The sequence below is a fragment of the Paenibacillus sp. FSL M7-1414 genome (assembly GCF_038003195.1).
GTDB lineage: Bacteria > Bacillota > Bacilli > Paenibacillales > Paenibacillaceae > Paenibacillus > Paenibacillus amylolyticus.
The window spans coordinates 6860756-6877145 of the sequence record NZ_JBBOOS010000001.1; the positions used below are offsets into that span (position 1 = coordinate 6860756).

12 protein-coding genes are annotated in these 16390 nt (G+C 43.3%); 1 reads left to right on the top strand and 11 read right to left on the bottom strand.

What is annotated here, in order from left to right; genetic code table 11:
• Window positions 1-80 precede the first annotated feature (80 nt).
• The 8 genes from MHH92_RS29905 to MHH92_RS29940 all read right to left on the bottom strand — a co-directional run bounded on the left by MHH92_RS29905 (window position 81) and on the right by MHH92_RS29940 (window position 10152).
• A complete protein-coding gene (locus MHH92_RS29905; protein WP_340907561.1) occupies window positions 81-1133 on the bottom strand; it encodes a hypothetical protein in 1053 nt (350 codons plus the stop codon).
• Window positions 1117-1626, bottom strand: a complete 510-nt coding sequence (locus MHH92_RS29910; protein ID WP_340907562.1) for a hypothetical protein — start codon at window positions 1624-1626, stop codon at window positions 1117-1119. The genes MHH92_RS29905 and MHH92_RS29910 overlap by 17 nt, the downstream gene beginning before the upstream one ends.
• A gap of 8 nt (window positions 1627-1634) precedes the next feature.
• Entirely contained in the window at window positions 1635-2843 is a 1209-nt protein-coding gene (locus tag MHH92_RS29915; protein ID WP_340907563.1) for a hypothetical protein, read from the bottom strand.
• A 346-nt stretch (window positions 2844-3189) separates the two neighbouring features.
• Entirely contained in the window at window positions 3190-4878 is a 1689-nt protein-coding gene (locus tag MHH92_RS29920) for a histidine kinase N-terminal 7TM domain-containing diguanylate cyclase (protein WP_340907564.1), read from the bottom strand.
• Window positions 4879-5213: 335 nt separating this feature from the next.
• Window positions 5214-5984 carry an AAC(3) family N-acetyltransferase gene (locus MHH92_RS29925; RefSeq protein WP_340907565.1) on the bottom strand — a complete coding sequence of 257 codons (771 nt, stop codon included), beginning with the start codon at window positions 5982-5984 and terminating at the stop codon, window positions 5214-5216.
• A gap of 160 nt (window positions 5985-6144) precedes the next feature.
• Entirely contained in the window at window positions 6145-7563 is a 1419-nt protein-coding gene (gene araA / locus MHH92_RS29930) for an L-arabinose isomerase (RefSeq protein ID WP_340907566.1), read from the bottom strand.
• Window positions 7564-7838: 275 nt separating this feature from the next.
• The gene (locus MHH92_RS29935; protein ID WP_036611813.1) at window positions 7839-8534 is read right to left on the bottom strand and encodes an L-ribulose-5-phosphate 4-epimerase; all 696 of its coding nucleotides are present in this window, start codon (window positions 8532-8534) and stop codon (window positions 7839-7841) included.
• A gap of 1 nt (window position 8535) precedes the next feature.
• Entirely contained in the window at window positions 8536-10152 is a 1617-nt protein-coding gene (locus MHH92_RS29940; RefSeq protein WP_340907567.1) for a xylulokinase, read from the bottom strand.
• Window positions 10153-10593: 441 nt separating this feature from the next.
• On the opposite strand from MHH92_RS29940, the gene MHH92_RS29945 reads away from it, so the two are divergent.
• Entirely contained in the window at window positions 10594-11685 is a 1092-nt protein-coding gene (locus tag MHH92_RS29945) for a GntR family transcriptional regulator (protein ID WP_340907811.1), read from the top strand.
• Between the two features lie 156 nt (window positions 11686-11841).
• Here the strand turns inward: MHH92_RS29945 and MHH92_RS29950 are convergent, their stop codons facing one another.
• The 3 genes from MHH92_RS29950 to MHH92_RS29965 all read right to left on the bottom strand — a co-directional run bounded on the left by MHH92_RS29950 (window position 11842) and on the right by MHH92_RS29965 (window position 16385).
• The gene (locus MHH92_RS29950; RefSeq protein WP_340907568.1) at window positions 11842-12606 is read right to left on the bottom strand and encodes a leucine-rich repeat domain-containing protein; all 765 of its coding nucleotides are present in this window, start codon (window positions 12604-12606) and stop codon (window positions 11842-11844) included.
• Between the two features lie 566 nt (window positions 12607-13172).
• Entirely contained in the window at window positions 13173-14312 is a 1140-nt protein-coding gene (locus MHH92_RS29960; RefSeq protein WP_340907569.1) for a 5-methyltetrahydropteroyltriglutamate--homocysteine S-methyltransferase, read from the bottom strand.
• A 219-nt stretch (window positions 14313-14531) separates the two neighbouring features.
• Window positions 14532-16385 (bottom strand): hypothetical protein, encoded by a 1854-nt coding sequence (locus tag MHH92_RS29965; RefSeq protein ID WP_340907570.1) that lies wholly within the window; start codon window positions 16383-16385, stop codon window positions 14532-14534.
• Between the last annotated feature and the right edge of the window lie 5 nt (window positions 16386-16390).

Sequence of the window (16390 nt, forward strand, 5' to 3'; positions counted from 1 at the left end):
TTTTAGTGATCTAATTCTATTTATTTCACTTTTATAAGCTGTTTACTATTATTCTATCTTTTAATCATATTTTCAGTCGTTCATTTATTTTTTAATTTCAGTTTATAGGTATACTTCTTATTATCTCTACAAAGAATTAGCATACTCCCTCTACTTTTCATAAGAAGAGAATTTTCACCATCCAAAGAGTGTATGATAAATCTACTTAGACTTGTTTTAACTTGTTCTGTAGTGTAATCCATTTTAACTTGGCAAGATACAGGTTGAAGCTTTTTCTTGAATCCTTTCATGTAAACCATTGATGAGCTTTCATCTAAATTATTAAAGTCATTCAATATTGATTGGGGATTAACAATCACTTCTTTATTCCACCATTTATAAAGAGTTCTAGAAATTTCATATTCACTACTTGTCATACCTCTACTGATATTCAACTTTATGATTATATAAGTTCGCGTATCAACTTTAAGATTGTACAAAATATGATAATCTGAAATAGGGATAGCTTGATTTAAGTTTAGTTTTATATTAGTTGTAACAAGCGGAATAGTTAATTGAATATTTTGTATCTGATTATAATACTTGTTATAGCCCTCTGTGTCTCTAATTTCAAAAACTTTGTTATAGTTTTCAAGAGGGCAACCTTTGTTTTTTATTTTTATAGGTACTCGCTTCTTTATTACAAAAAACATTATTGGTAATGCAACTAACAAAACAATAAAAATTGAGGTTGCGGAAATAACAGTAATTGTATCTGTGTTTGATAATTTCAACTCCATACCGGATACGTAGCTGATACCAGCGATACTCCATAATAATATTAAGAAACCGCAAATTATACTAAACATTGTAATCGCAAAATTAAAAAAGGCACTATTGCCTCCAACGTAAACCATTTTTTTAAAAATAGATTGAATTTCAAATAAGTCGAAGTCTGTCTTAGCAAGCTTATCTTTTATTCTCCATAGGGATTCATTTGCATTCTCTGCATTTTTATCATAGTACTGAGCAAAAATTATAGTAGTCAACGGAACAAAAGCTGCAATTATTGCTGTTAATCCATTTATGTACATATAACCATAGTTGGTCATGCCAGTAAAAAAGTCTTTGATTAGTTCAAATATTACATCCATCGAGCACCTCTGTATATAAATCAATTATAGTTTTAACAATCGCATCGTTGTTAGTTATAGAAAATTGAACAACACCATTTGTCATAAAACTAACCAAATGTCGACTCTGAGTTTGATAATCACTTAGTAAAAAGGAAGGCCCTGTAATGGGATCTACCTTATAATCAAAGACACAATCTGATCTCAGCACCTTTTCACAATGAAAAGGAACACGAAGAATTTCTATCTCATTATTTAAATTTTTTTGCATAAATTCAATTAAATTAAGAATATTGTTAATCGTCCCTGTGAAACAGGCTATCTTATTTTTTTGTAAATAATGTACTGGAAATGAAAAGGCATGTATAATGGTTTTCCCCCATGAATACGTGCCTTCTCCATCAGCCGAAATATACAGTCTAGAATATGAATTTTCAGTGGTTGTCTCAATAAAGGTTGGTAAATTTATCTCTTGTTCAATACGAATTAAAATAAAAGAACCAACATACTGCACTTGATCACCTACAATCCGAATGTTCTAGTTAAGTAATCTTCCATAATCAATTTATCGTTTGGGAGTATATCACCTAATGCTGTACGAACCTCAGTCAAAATATCACGAACCATCTGTTGATCCTGAGCTGGGATATTGGGTAACCTGGTTCTTATAGCATTTATCGCATTAGATACTGTAACAGAACTCCTTAATGCTGTTCTTATTATTGATTCAATATCCATAGCGGCATCAGTTTTTTTGTACACACCACTAGTTTGTTCTCCAAATTGCAATTTAAACCCCGTTCTAAAATCAAACAAAATTTCACCAGTCATATCCGCGGCCTGTCTACTATTTAAATGTGCAACACTAACTAGGAAGTGGGTTATTCTGTCTCCTCTATAAATCCTATTAACTACATCAGCGTCTTGTATTAAATGATTACCACCAAGTTGAGCGTGCTTCACTCTAGGTGCATCTTCATTGTTAAAGGATATTGACAATAAATCATTCAAAACGAAATTATTTCTATTTAACTCCACCAAAATAAGTGTAATAGCCAAAATTGTTAAAGGAGAGAATCTATCATTTGCAACTAAATTTGGCATTTGTTCGGACTCAGACTCGACGTTTATCTGAGAGATTGAAATTGTTGTTCCGATCACTCCATTGATTATTTTAGCAATAAGTTTTGCTGCTTTAAGATACCCAGTATTTATGATTGCTTTTTTCTTTTTTATATTAACATAAACTGGGATTTGTCCACTAACCAAAATAGTTTTTGTTCTCGCTCCACTTACAATGTCTTTTTCAAATTCCTTAAATCTCATCTTTATAGTTACATCTTCAGCTGTATCATCAATAGTGATACTTTGCTCAGGTAAAAAATCAAACATATCGCGTTGAATTGGATCTTTGAAAAGTCTCCTAATTTGTTTTAGAATTTCGTCAAAAGAAGCGTTTGTTGGCAAGTTCACGTCATACATTTGATACGGTGTACCTAATGAGTACCTGTCATGAAGAATTTCAATTATCTCTATAAAGATTTTCTCTTCTTGATCAGGCTTTCCAATAGTATAGGAAATTACCTCTAATAAAAGCTCTTCAGACTCCTGTGCAACCATTGTATGATCGTAATTAGTCGCAAAGTACTCCTTAATAACTTCTATCTTTTTAATTTTATTATGTGCCATCTTATAACGATACGTTTTACTAAATTGATCCAATGTATACATGTCATTCCCCCTGTTTTTAGGTACTTATTCCTACAAAGTTCGATGTTTTCCATCATATTCCTTCATTTTAGGAAAAATACTTACAGAAAAGACATGTGTCTACAGTTTTGAATGATACTTAATATAACACTTTAAACACCTACCATTTAGTTCTATTTTCAAAAAAAACAAAACAAAAAGAGAACTTATGTTCTCATTTTAACACATTATTATACATTTTTCAATTGATCCTTACATCCTAAAGTAAAAAGGCACTCAAATTGAGTGCCTAATTAGTAAGATTCAGAAACAATAAACATTCACAAATAGTATCCATCCACTACAAAGTTCATTTCCCGCGAATACACTATATATTTGCAAACGCCGCAAACTCAATCCGATTACGCCCATTCTGCTTCGCCTGATACAATGCCTTATCCACCGCTGCAAACAGCTGGGTCAAATACCCCTCCGGATTGTCCGGCACATGCACAACTTCAAAATCCTCAAAGGACAGAATCCCAATACTAATCGTAATCGACACCTGCATAATCTCGTGATCCACCTCAATGTGGTTGGACTCCACAGCTGTTCTCACACGCTCTGCGATTTGGTTCGCCAGATCATGCTCCGTATGCGGAAGGTAGATCATGAACTCTTCCCCACCATAACGCGTCAGAATATCGGTACTGCGAATCGATTGTTTGACCGCCTCCGCTGTGCGAACAAGCACTTCATCCCCGATGACGTGTCCGTAGCGATCATTGATTGCTTTGAAGTAGTCGATATCGAGCAGCAGGAGAGAGAATGGTGTTTTGTATTGAATATTGGTAATAACCTCGTGATTCAGATGTTGGGTCAGATAACGACGGTTGTAACAGTTGGTTAAACTGTCCGTCAGGGCGAGTTCCTCCAGTTTACGATTGGCCTCGGATAACTCCTGACGGATTAGGTCTAGCGCCTGATTTCGCTCCTGAAGCGTTACGTTCTGGCGATTCATCTCCTTTACATAGAAGCGCTCCTGCGAGACATCCTGGAACGTAAGAATATGACCGATCGGCACAAGAGCCGAATCCACAATCGGAGACGATTGCAGGATATAGTGCCGGATATTGTTGTCCCGCTCCACGATCACTTCAATGTGAGAGAGGGTATTTTCCTTTTTCTTATAGTGATTCACGAACTCCCGGCAGCTGCCCACAACATGAACAGACTCCAGAAAGGCTTCCATATCAAAAGAATCCCCCACATGCAGATCCATAAAGGATCGAGAGGCTTTGTTCGCTTCAACAATGACTTCATTCTCATCCAGTACCAGGATGCCATATGGAATGGTATTGATTACGTCCTCATGGGCGATGGAGACCAGATCGAACACATTGTATCTTTTAATCACATAGACAAAGAACAGGTCCGACAGAAAGATCCCCAGCGAAGTCATGCCAGGAATGATCGGCAACCAGCGGGCTAGAACGACATTCAGAATCGCATCAATCGTTGCAAACACAGCCAACACCAAGATGCCCCACAGGGTGATTCTCACCTGTTTTTTGATCATGGCAGACGTCTGCGAAGAATACACCGCCCGGAATAGAACCACGAGAGAAGTCAAGAAATAACTCACCAGAATAGTCATCACAACCCAGAACCAAAGGCCGTAATCCCGCTCGATGTACCCGCCCTCCAGTGGAATGACGAACTCGTTCCATGGATTAGCGACCACACCTATAGCCCCGATCACCGCAGGGACAAATAGCAGAAAAGTTCCTTTTGCACTCAGACGCTCTGAATAACCGGTAATAAAGATCGTCAGTAGAAGCCACCCGCTCCCAAGCAAGGAGACCGCAACGAAAGATAAGGTAACGTAGAACAATTGCAGACCGGAATCATCCGTGAGCGTACTCGCAAATTGACAGAAAGGCCAGAGCATCATCAACCCGTGAAACAAAAAGTACACTTTATGTAAGTTCGTAATTCTAACCGTAGCAAACACATATACACCTACACCAAACAATAGGACAAATAAAAAGAGATCATACCATACTAAAGGGTTCACGAATCTTCTCCTTCTTAGATGCTACAATGACAACGTGGTTGTTCATGATTCTATGTGATACTTATATATAACTTCAATAAACACCTATACAATTCTGCTACGCCAAACTTATTGGTTAATTTAACCATATCTTATCACACCACCATAAGGGTGAGTAGCCCATACACTGGAAGTCCGACCAACCTCTGATCGAAATGCTGATCTATTTCTGATTATTTATGAATGCTTTTGAAGGTTTAGAGTACAAACAGGAGAGGAGATCATCTGCTCAGGAGATATTCGGATATCATCAAGTGATCGATATTGAGCCATCCGGCTATCGGACGGCCCTTATATCATTCGGTTACTGCATTTAGAGGGAGATTGTCCGTGAATAGATCGGGGTTATGCTTGAGCATCTCCGTAATTACCTCTGCTGTCTTAGCCGCATCACACACTCTTACGACCGCATCGCCGAGCTTTCCTTTACGCATCGCACCTTCGCGAACCAATACCTCATCTACTTTCCAGAAATGCTCTGACCATGGCAACCCACAATGTCTGCGGGATGGTACTGAAATCTGGCTTCCATCTGGTAAAACCGTATACAGCATCTCATGCTCGTCCGTCATTCTGCCAGGTATGTCCACCCACTCTTCGACCCCGTGGATAAATGTATTCCGCTTCAAGTCAACGCCTACTAACAAGATCGTCGCTTTCCGATCAAGCAGTTTCCCCCATGCTGAACCTCTCGCACACGGTGTATCGAAGAGATGATCGTCCTTCGTAAATGCCTCTGCGTCCCTTCCCAGTGCCGCTACCGAATGCGTAGGGTGCCATGAACGAACTACGCCCGGACGTTTACGAAAAAGTTCAGGAAGAATACCCACACAACAGGAAGAAGTTTCCATGTGGAACACTGGGTTATCCGCATTAATGGTAGACCACGTATGAGTGGGAAGCACCAACAATCCCTCTTTCATATAGTCGCTAAAGGCATCCAACACCGTGTCTGCTCCACCTTCAACCTCGCCTATACTTTTCATTGAAGAGTGAATGAGCACCGTGCCTTGCCTATCCACACCAAGCTGTTCTAGTTGCTGCATCAAGCTTTCTTTTGTATACATGTCCTTCCTCCTTCATTTCTTATCCCTTTTCGATGAAAAAGCAAATCCTTGCTCAGCTTCACATCATGCTTCTCAGCATAACAAACAAAGGGCCGAGGGTTAACCCCCGGCCACAGAGAAAAAAATTGTATGAGTTCAGGCAGTAGCTGCCAATCCACTTTTACTTAATAATAACGTACTCCAGATTCACCAGCTTCGCATACGTCACGATCTGATCTGTGGTCAGGTTCAAGGATACAACCGTATGGTGACCACCACCATTTTCGATCCATGCTTTCACTCCATCCTGGAAGTTTGGCTTCACGCTCCACAGAACACGTGCTACCGGCAGGTTAGGTGCTGGAACGGTTGGTTCAAAAGCAGATACTTCGTTGATCAGCAGTTTGTAATGTGTACCGAAGTCTGCCATGGATACCACGACACCTTCGCCTGCTTTACCATCGAATACAAGACGTGCCGGATCTTCACGATCGCCAATGCCCAGTGGGGACACGATGATTCTCGGTTTGGTGCTGGCAAGTGTCGGATCTACTTCAAGCATGTGAGATTGAAGAATCGCTTCCTGTCCAGTAGCCATCTCGTATGTGTAATCTTCCATGAAACCCGTGTTCTCGTTATGGGCCATGATTTTTAGCAAGCGATCCAGCGCAGCTGTTTTCCAGTCACCCTCACCGGCAAATCCGTACCCTTGAGCCATCAGGCGTTGTACAGCCAGACCCGGAAGCTGTTTCATGCCATGCAGATCCTCGAAGTTCGTAGTGAAGGCACTGTAACCACCTTCGTCCAGGAAACGTTTGATCGCAATTTCATAACTCGCTTGCACACGTACACTGGCTTCCCAAGCTTCCTTGCTGTTCGTGCCGTAATCGAATTCGTAGAGTTCTCCATACTGAGCGATCAAATCATCGATTTCCTGCTCTGTTACAGCGTTCACGTATTGAACGAGGTCGCCAATGCCGAAGTAATCAACGGTCCATCCGAATTGGATCTGTGCTTCAACTTTATCACCTTCGGTTACGCCCACGTTGCGCATGTTGTCACCGAAGCGCGCTACTTTGATGTTAAAGCTCTCATTATAAGCTACCGCTACGTCCATCCAGTCAGCAACCTGTTGTTGCACTTCTGGGCGCTCCCAGTAGCCAACAACAATTTTATTTTGTTTTCTCAGACGGGCATTAATGAAGCCATATTCGCGGTCACCGTGTGCCGCTTGGTTCAAGTTCATGAAGTCCATATCGATGGTTGCCCAAGGAATGCTTTCGTTGAATTGGGTTGCCAAGTGCAGCAAAGGTTTTTGCAGCAATTTTGTACCACGAATCCACATTTTCGCCGGGGAGAACGTATGCATCCACGTAATCACACCTGCTACTTCGTCGCGATAGTTCACTTCTTTCATCGTGCTTGTGATTTTATCTGCGCTTACCGCCAGATCCTGTAATACGAGCGGGTACGGCAGTACGCCACTTGCATTAAGAGCATCCGTAATTTTCTGTGCGTTGGCTTTTACTTCACCCAGTGCTTCTTCTCCGTACAAGTGCTGTGAACCGACCACAAACCAGAATTCTTTTGCTGCTGACATATAATCATCCTCATTTCATTATTTTATAGTTGAACATTTGGGTTTACACTATAACACTGCGATTGCAGTACCATCTTCCGATCGCTGGTTATCCCCGGATTTCTTTGATCAATTTTAATAAGGATGATATCCGGTTATAAAGGCGAGCGCTTCGCTTCTACAGATTGGTACTGCACTCTCCGTTATCGTGTAAAAGTTTGATACAACTTCATTGGTAGTAGTAACAAACAACTTATTCGCTTGAATTATTATCAACCGATCGCTACATAACCTAATTACTTCTGTCCGTAATACGCGTCTTTTCCGTGTTTTCGCAGATAGTGTTTATCCAAAATGCCTTGTGGCAGTTCTTTCGCGAAGTTATTCAATTGCCGCGCGTACAGATTCATTTTGCACACTTCCTCCAGCACGACACTGTTTACCACCGCAGACTTGGCATCTTTCCCCCACGTAAACGGTGCGTGACCATGGAGCAACACTGCTGGAACAGCCATAACATCAATCCCACGCTGTTCAAACGTTTCAATAATGACGCGTCCTGTCTCTGCTTCGTATCCACGATCAACCTCGTCCTGGTTCAGGAAACGTGCACAAGGCACCGCCCCATAGAACGTGTCCGCATGTGTGGTTCCCATAACAGGGACGTCCAGTCCGGCTTGCGCCCAGATAGTCGCCCACGTGGAGTGTGTGTGCACGATGCCACCAATCTCCGAGTAATGCTTATATAGTACGGCATGAGTTGCGGTATCTGAGGAAGGTCTCATCTCACCCTCCACCACGTTACCGTCCAGATCAACCACAACCATGTCGCTTGCTTTCATCGTATCGTAGCTGACGCCACTTGGTTTGATCACGAACAGACCGCTTTCCCGATCGATTGCACTGACGTTACCCCATGTGAATTTTACAAGTCCGTGCTTTGGCAGTTCCAGATTCGCCTGGAATACCTCTTCTTTCAGTTGTTCTAACATGTTATTCCCTCCCGTTCTCTACCAGATGATCTACAGCTGATTGCTCAATCGCAAGCCCATTCCGGTAGCGTTCGATAAATGCTTCAAACCCTTTCACATCCGATGCATCCGGCGCCACTTCGACACCCTCCACATCGTTAAAGACTTTCTGCTCCAGGAACACATCCAGGCTCTCCTCTTGATCCTTGTTGATCATGTAGGAAGCCAGAAGCGCCATGCCCCATGCGCCGCCTTCACCAGCGGTAGACATCACCGACACCGGCACGTTCATCGCAGCAGCTACAATCCGTTGTCCGACGACAGGGGTCTTGAACAGGCCACCATGCGCCAAAATACTGTCAATGGCTACATTCTCTTCCTCCGTCAAAATGTCCATACCCAACTTGAGTGCACCGAAGGCACTGAACAGATGTGTCCGCATGAAGTTTGCCAGATTGAAGTTGCTTTCCGGGGAGCGGACGAACAATGGACGGCCTTTCTCAAGTCCCGTAATGTTCTCACCTGAGTAGTAACCGTAGCTGAGCAAGCCACCACCATCAGGGTCTGCCTCCAAAGCCTTGTTAAACAACACGCTAAACAACTTGGCGTTATCCACTTCATATCCCATTGCTTGAGAGAATTCACGGAACAGTCCAACCCATGCGTTGATATCACTGGAACAGTTGTTGGCATGCACCATCCCTACTGGACTGCCATCCGGCGTGGTGACCATATCGATCTCGGGATACACTTTGGATAATTCCTTCTCCAGTACGATCATCGCAAATACGGATGTGCCGACGGAGATGTTCCCCGTACGTTTTCTCACGCTATTTGTTGCCACCATACCCGTTCCGGCATCGCCTTCTGGCGGGCAGAGCGGAATGCCTGCTTGCAGATCTTGCGAAGGGTCGAGCAGCTTGGCTCCCGCTTCCGTCAATGCACCTGCATTTTCACCAGCGAGATATACCTTGGGCAGAAGGTCCTCGACTTTCCACGGATAACCTTTGCCTGCGATCTGTTCATCGAACTGTTGGATCATAGATGGGTGATAATTATGTGTAGACTCGTCAATTGGGAAAATGCCTGAAGCATCGCCGATCCCAATCGCCTTATTGCCTGTCAGCAACCAGTGGATGTATCCAGCCAGGGTTGTCAGATGATCGATCTGTGGCACATGCACCTCTTCGTTCAAAATCGCTTGATACAAGTGGGCAATGCTCCAGCGTTCCGGAATATTGAATTGCAGAAGTTCCGTTAGCTCTCTTGCGGCTGCTCCCGTCGTAGCGTTACGCCACGTGCGGAAAGGGACCAACAGTTCACCCACGCTATCCAAAGCGATATATCCGTGCATCATGGCCGAGAATCCGATAGAACCGACCGTTCGCAGCGTGATTCCGTATTTCTGTTCCACATCTTGCTTCATCTCACGATAAGCCGTTTGCAGACCTGTGATGATATCCTCCTGGTTGTACGTCCAATATCCATCTTTCAGGAGGTTCTCCCATTCATAACTGCCTGACGCGATGGTCTCAAAACGCTCGTCAATCAACACCGCCTTAATCCGCGTTGATCCAAATTCAATTCCGAGCGAAGTAGCGCCCTTGGTAATGGCTTCTTTCAAGTCCAATTGACTCATAATCACGTGTATCCCCTCTCCGGTCGCGATTTCACATCCTAAAGGATGCATATATAAGGTGAAGCTTCTACTTATGGCAGTAGCTAATAATGAATTTTGTATAAGAGGTGGTTCAAAAAGTCTGTGTTTTCAAAGAATGCGCTTTCCTTTTCTGACAGCCTTAGTATATTTTTTGTACGTACATTTGTCAATAATATATAATAGTTATACTTACAAAGGACACATAATGTGCTCATTTTGACCATTCAAAGGTCTTATATGGCTATAAAAAGGCTATGCTGTAAGGTACACCTCCATCCAAAAAGGCTGGATATGTACGGTTTATTTCGAAAAATGTTCGGTTTTATTTTCATCCTATCTGAATCATGCTAAAATATGTACGTACAACTATTTGAACAACTACGTTTATATAGATGAGTAACGATGAAAGAAGTGGACTACGTGAAGCCAAAATATCAGGTCATCATTGATGATATAAAGAGTCATATCCTTTCGGGGACATATAGCATAGGCGAACAGATCCCCACCGAGTTGGCATTACAGGAAAGCTACACCGTAAGTCGCCAGACGGTGCGGAAGGCTATTTTGGAGTTATCGAACGAAGGGTTTTTACGAAGCGAAAAGGGTTCAGGAACTTACGTTAGCAATCAGTATCGATCACGATCAGGTGGCCATACGTCTAAGAAAACGATTGGTGTGATCACGACATACATCTCGGATTACATCTTTCCGTCCATCATTCGCGGTATTGAGAGTCGTCTGAATGAGGACAACTACTCGTTACTGCTGGCCAGTACTAATAATGATGTAGCGCAGGAGAAAAAAGCCCTCGAAATGATGCTCTCCTACGGCGTGGATGGCCTGATTGTCGAACCGACCAAAAGTAATCTCTACAATCCCAACATTGCATACTACTTATCGTTCAAAGAGCAGGATGTGCCGTTTACGATGATTAATGCATTTTATGAGGAGCTGGAGGTTCCGTTCTTCTGCCTGGATGACGTGCAATCCAGTTATCTTGCCACACGTGAATTGATCGCCAAAGGCCATACCCAGATCGGCATTATTGCCAAAATGGATGATCTACAGGGCAAGTACCGGATGAAGGGGTACATCAAGGCACTGGGTGAAGCGAAGTTACGGTTCCATCCTGAGCAAGTACTTTCCTTTGATACTGCATCGAAACCGGGTTTATCCTCTAATGTAGCAACGTATCTGGACGAAAACAGGGATTCGCTCACCGCGATCGTCTGTTACAACGATGAGGTGGGACTGGAGGTCGTGAACGCCTGCAGGCAACTGGGCATCTCGATCCCGGATGAGTTATCCATCATTGGGCAGGACAATTCGTACATCGCCAAGAACGCCAACATTAGGCTAACAACGCTAACCCATCCCCAAGAGCAAATGGGCCGCGATGCTGCCGACTGGGTGATCAAGAATCTGCAAGGCAAAAAGGATCTGCCAACAAACACCTACTATCAGCCGGTGCTGGTTGAGGGAGAGACGGTGAAGGAGATCGTAGTGGAATAATATTGTTGTGGGACGGGCGTTAAGTTGTTACCGAGCGTTTCTGTCCAACATAATTAAAGAAGGCCGTCAGAATATCTGCGGCCTTCTTTGTTTTGTTCAATATAATGAGGGATTAACCTTTTCGTATATATACATATACATCTTCTCTAATCGAAACTACTTCGCCTGATCCGCTTCTTCGCTTACCAGACCTACAAGGACGCCTTTCTTCTCCAAATTTTTCACAACCTGCTCCGCACGCTCATTCAACGGATTGTTAGCCAAATATACCTCTGTTAGATGTGGGATGGTTTCGAGCACTGAAATATCCTCAATGAGGTTATCTTCTACATATAGATACTCCAAGGTCGGATGGTTCTTGAAAGGTGTCAGATCTTGAATTTTATTATCATCCATAATGACCCATTCCAACTTTAATTTCTGAAGGGGACTTAGATCGGTCACCTGATTCCCACTGGCGAGTAAACTGGTCAGCTTACGCATATTTTTCAATGGAGCCAGGCTTTTTATTTTGTTATTGTCCATAACCAGATTTTGCAGATTAGTCAGACCTAAAAGTGGTGAGATATCTGCAATCTGATTGCCTTCAACAGCTAAGAACATCAATTTTTTCAACTTGTTGAGTGGCTTAATATTTTTTATATTTTGACCAGGCAAGAATAAATCCGTCATATTAACGGCATGTTCAAGCCCTTGCAGATTAGAAATCTTACTTTTTGTTTCCATAGCATATATGGATTTTAATTTTTTCAAATCGGCAGCCTTTATTTCCTTCTTAGCCGACATCTTCAAATCTGCTCGAATAACTTTGGCCAAGACCGGGTCCTTAATAAGCGACGACGCAGCCAAAACGCTCGTTGCCGGTAATAATACAAAAACCAAACAAAGTACGATCAACTTTTTGATGAATTGATTATGCATGTAGAATCTCCTTACATTATTTAATAATACAAATATACCATGATCTGGAATGTAATACATGGATATTATTTTCATCCTAATTTAATAGAACCCCTCCTGCTCTCATCCTATAACTGTTCCGTTAAGAACGGATAATAGACTACTTCATCAAGGAATGTAACCCTCTGTGCTTCATACCGGAAAACTTGTGGCTGAGGGTAAACCTGCAGAGGTGATAACCGCCCCGCAGGTCAAAGACATTTTCGGATTGGAATGTACGGTCATAGAAGACCCCGTTTCGGGATCACCGATGGTAGCGCCTAAAGGACGATATCATGCGAAATAGACGAATAGCGGCAGTTGAGACAAAGATCCTTTTGTCCTAACTGTCGCTATTTTAATTTTGGTCCACCACACCTCTTCCTCAGTCATGCCGCTTCCCTGATCCGTTATTCGCATTTCCACCCATTGCTTCACTCTCTTGGCTGTTATGGGCTCTGATCAAACATCCACTCTACAATGAGGACTACACCAAAAAGCCATACGGATGATGGTCCGTACGGCTAAGATGAATGACGCTGCAAATGTTACTTCCAGAGCTCTTCAGCAATTTCCTTAATGAAAGCAAGCTTGCGCCATTGCTGTTCCTCGGTCAGATGGTTGCCTTCTTCCGTGGAAGCGAAGCCGCATTGTGGGCTCAGGCAGATTCGATCCAGATCAACATATTGTGTAGCTTCCTCAATCCGTTTCAGGATGTCTTCCTTGTTCTCCAACTCTCCGAATTTGGAAGAGAAGAGGCCAAGTACAACCTGCTGATTGTCCTTCAGGAAACGAAGTGGCTTGAAGTCACCAGCCCGTTCCGTATCAAACTCCAGATAGAAGCCCGAATAGTTATCGATGCTCAGAAGTGTTTGCGCAATCGGCTCATAACCGCCACCGACTCCTGCAAATGTCGAAACATAATTACCGCGGCAGACATGAGTGGTTACCACGAGGTCCTCCGGCAGGCCAGATACCACTTCTTCGTTCAGTTTTGCAAGTTCGTTGGCATAATCTTCCACATTGACACCAATCTGCTCCATTACTGTGATGAACTGTTGGTCACACAGTGCACCCCACGTGCAATCATCAATCTGGATGCTGCGGCAGCCGGCTTCATAGAAAGCCAGGATGGATGCTTTGTACGCTCCGACAATGTCCGAGAGAAGCTCTTGACGGTTCGGATAGATGGCCTGTGTGCTTTCCTTATTATCTGCCCGGTCTAATTCGAATAGGAACTGTGCAGCCGCTGGGATGGATTGACGAGCAACAACGTCTTCCCCAGCTGCTTCTTTCAAGAAGGCATAATGCGCTACAAATGGATGACTGCTATAGCTGATTTTGCCGCTCAGACGAGCTGTTTCCGGTCTGGATGTCGCACCGTTGAATCGATATCCCTCATCAATGATTGTCCGCTCTACACCATCCAGTCCCCAGAAGAAGTCCAGATGCCACCAAGAGCGGCGGAATTCGCCGTCCGTTACAGCCTGAAGTCCAACCTCTTTTTGCTTCTGTACAAGTTTCACAATCTCGGCATTCTCCACTTCATTCAACTGTTCCGTGGTAATTTCGCCGTTTTGGTATTTTAATCGGGCATCCTTCAACGCACTCGGGCGCAGGAAACTGCCAACAATATCATATCGAAATGGAGTGACTGTTCGTTGTTTAGGTTCTGTTTGTATGCTCATAGTTTAATCTCCCCGTTTATCATTATAGAATTAAATATAACATATCCGATCGGAATAGCTGTTCTACGAAAGAGTTATAGCCCGCTATAGGTATTAGCTATAGCGGGCTATATTATAGGTATTAGCTATAGCGGGCTATATTTAAGGAGACTCTATATACAATCATGTATCAATCTTACCTGACCGGATACCCGGAACAGGATCTCAACATCTATGACCTCAAGTCAACGTAAGAACGATCTGATCCCCGGAACGGATGATTTTGTAGATACCCTCCTGCATGTCGATGCCATAATGCTTTTTCAGCAACCACTTGGCGTTGAGATCGGTCTCGACGACCACTAGATAATCGTAGCCGCTCAGAAGGTTGTCCATATTATCCTCATAGAACAACACAATCCCGTCCACATGAGGAGCATACAAGAAATACTTCCCTACATATTGCATGTAATAGTTCGTGACCTGTTGGTCCCTGTCTGAGGCGTAGAAGAGATATCTGTTATTATCCTCTTGCCCACCTGAGTACCACCGATCACCAGTAACCGCATGAATCTTGTAAGGGAGCGTTGTATCATAGCTTTGGGCGATAGACACGATACCATTATATTCGGACAAAAGGATGGTGGCCGCAACCGCCATACAGCCGATAATGCCTTTTTGATAATGACCTTTCGTCTCAACCGTCTTAAAAGATTGATAATCTGGTACTTCACCGATCCGATAGTGGAATGAGCGCTCCAGGTCGATCGCAGCGCACAACACCAGCCCACCGGCGAACAGCACCACGATACTCGATGCATAACGCTCAAATCCAGCCAGGCCAATTGCTTCATCCAATGGCATGGAGAAGAGATACAACGCCAGAATACCCGCATAGTACAGTAACAGAACAACGTCCAAAGCAATTAATGCTTTCCACAAGTTCCACTTCTTCTTGAGCACGACAATGACAAATACAGAAGCTGCGATTGCGATAAGTTGAAAAAGTACAATGCCGAGCACAGGCCTGGACGTGATATCTATGCTTGATTTCAAGAAGAGCGTCAGAATCTCCCATTTCTGTTCTCCCGTCTTGCCTGCTTTGATCACCGCGGCTGTTCCCTCGAACTTGTTATCAATCCCTTGGAATACCGTCGCCATTCGCCAGCTCCAGCCGAAATACGGAAGTAATGAACCACCAATGGTACCCAGCACAGCCAGTCCGACTTTCCAGTTCGAGCGCTGCCCATTTCTCAACCACGTATACACCAGGAAGATCAGGCCGATCGCGGCGAAAATAATACCCGTGCTTTTGATGATGGTCAGCAATCCGGCAAGCGGAAGAACAACAATACATGCCTTTTTGATCTTATGACGATATTGGTAAATCACCGCCAGGATCGCGAGTGCGTAGATCGGAAGCAAGAAATCCACGAGGAGATTGGTGATCCGAATCGTCAGATTGAAAAAAGAAAGCGTAGATAACCCGAGTCCGAGAAAAGCGTACAGAAGAAAACGTTTCTTCTCTGAAACAATGCCAAACATGGCATAAAAACATGAAAAGATAAGCAGACCTTGTGCCAAAAGCATCACGGACTGGGAATGCCCCATGAAGCGACAGACATAATAAATAAATGACGAAGTCCCAAGCGGATAGTTTTTAAAATCAATCAGATTGGAGCCTGGCGTCGGAAAGGCATTTGTACTCAACATCTGCTTCAATACAATAGCCCAGTGCGAGAAATTATCGTAGTGTGTCAATTGACTTTGGAACAGAATCAGCAAAAAGATGAACGTTCCGCCCAGAAAAGAAAACTGAAATAACGAGAACAATACATTCGGCTTGGTCCCTCGTCGGACAGCTCGAACCAGCGTATCTCTAAAAAGAAACAAGCCGAGTATCATCACGATAATACTTCCTATAAAGAGCTGGCCTGCCAAGCCAGCGAAATATACGATGCAAGCAATCGAGGAAAACACAAATACAGGGATAAACTCCCAACGTAGTGCAAGTATCTTCCGAACAAACTGCATATAACCAACAAAGGAGATTATCAATAAAACTCCCATCACAAAATGAAGCACAATGAGCATCTTTG

Coding starts and splice junctions, on each gene's coding strand:
- MHH92_RS29905 (WP_340907561.1), bottom strand. CDS start 1,133: ATGGATGTAATATTTGAACTAATCAAAGACTTTTTTACTGGCATGACC.
- MHH92_RS29915 (WP_340907563.1), bottom strand. CDS start 2,843: ATGTATACATTGGATCAATTTAGTAAAACGTATCGTTATAAGATGGCA.
- MHH92_RS29925 (WP_340907565.1), bottom strand. CDS start 5,984: ATGTATACAAAAGAAAGCTTGATGCAGCAACTAGAACAGCTTGGTGTG.
- araA (WP_340907566.1), bottom strand. CDS start 7,563: ATGTCAGCAGCAAAAGAATTCTGGTTTGTGGTCGGTTCACAGCACTTG.
- MHH92_RS29935 (WP_036611813.1), bottom strand. CDS start 8,534: ATGTTAGAACAACTGAAAGAAGAGGTATTCCAGGCGAATCTGGAACTG.
- MHH92_RS29940 (WP_340907567.1), bottom strand. CDS start 10,152: ATGAGTCAATTGGACTTGAAAGAAGCCATTACCAAGGGCGCTACTTCG.
- MHH92_RS29950 (WP_340907568.1), bottom strand. CDS start 12,606: ATGCATAATCAATTCATCAAAAAGTTGATCGTACTTTGTTTGGTTTTT.
- MHH92_RS29960 (WP_340907569.1), bottom strand. CDS start 14,312: ATGAGCATACAAACAGAACCTAAACAACGAACAGTCACTCCATTTCGA.
- MHH92_RS29965 (WP_340907570.1), bottom strand. CDS start 16,385: ATGCTCATTGTGCTTCATTTTGTGATGGGAGTTTTATTGATAATCTCC.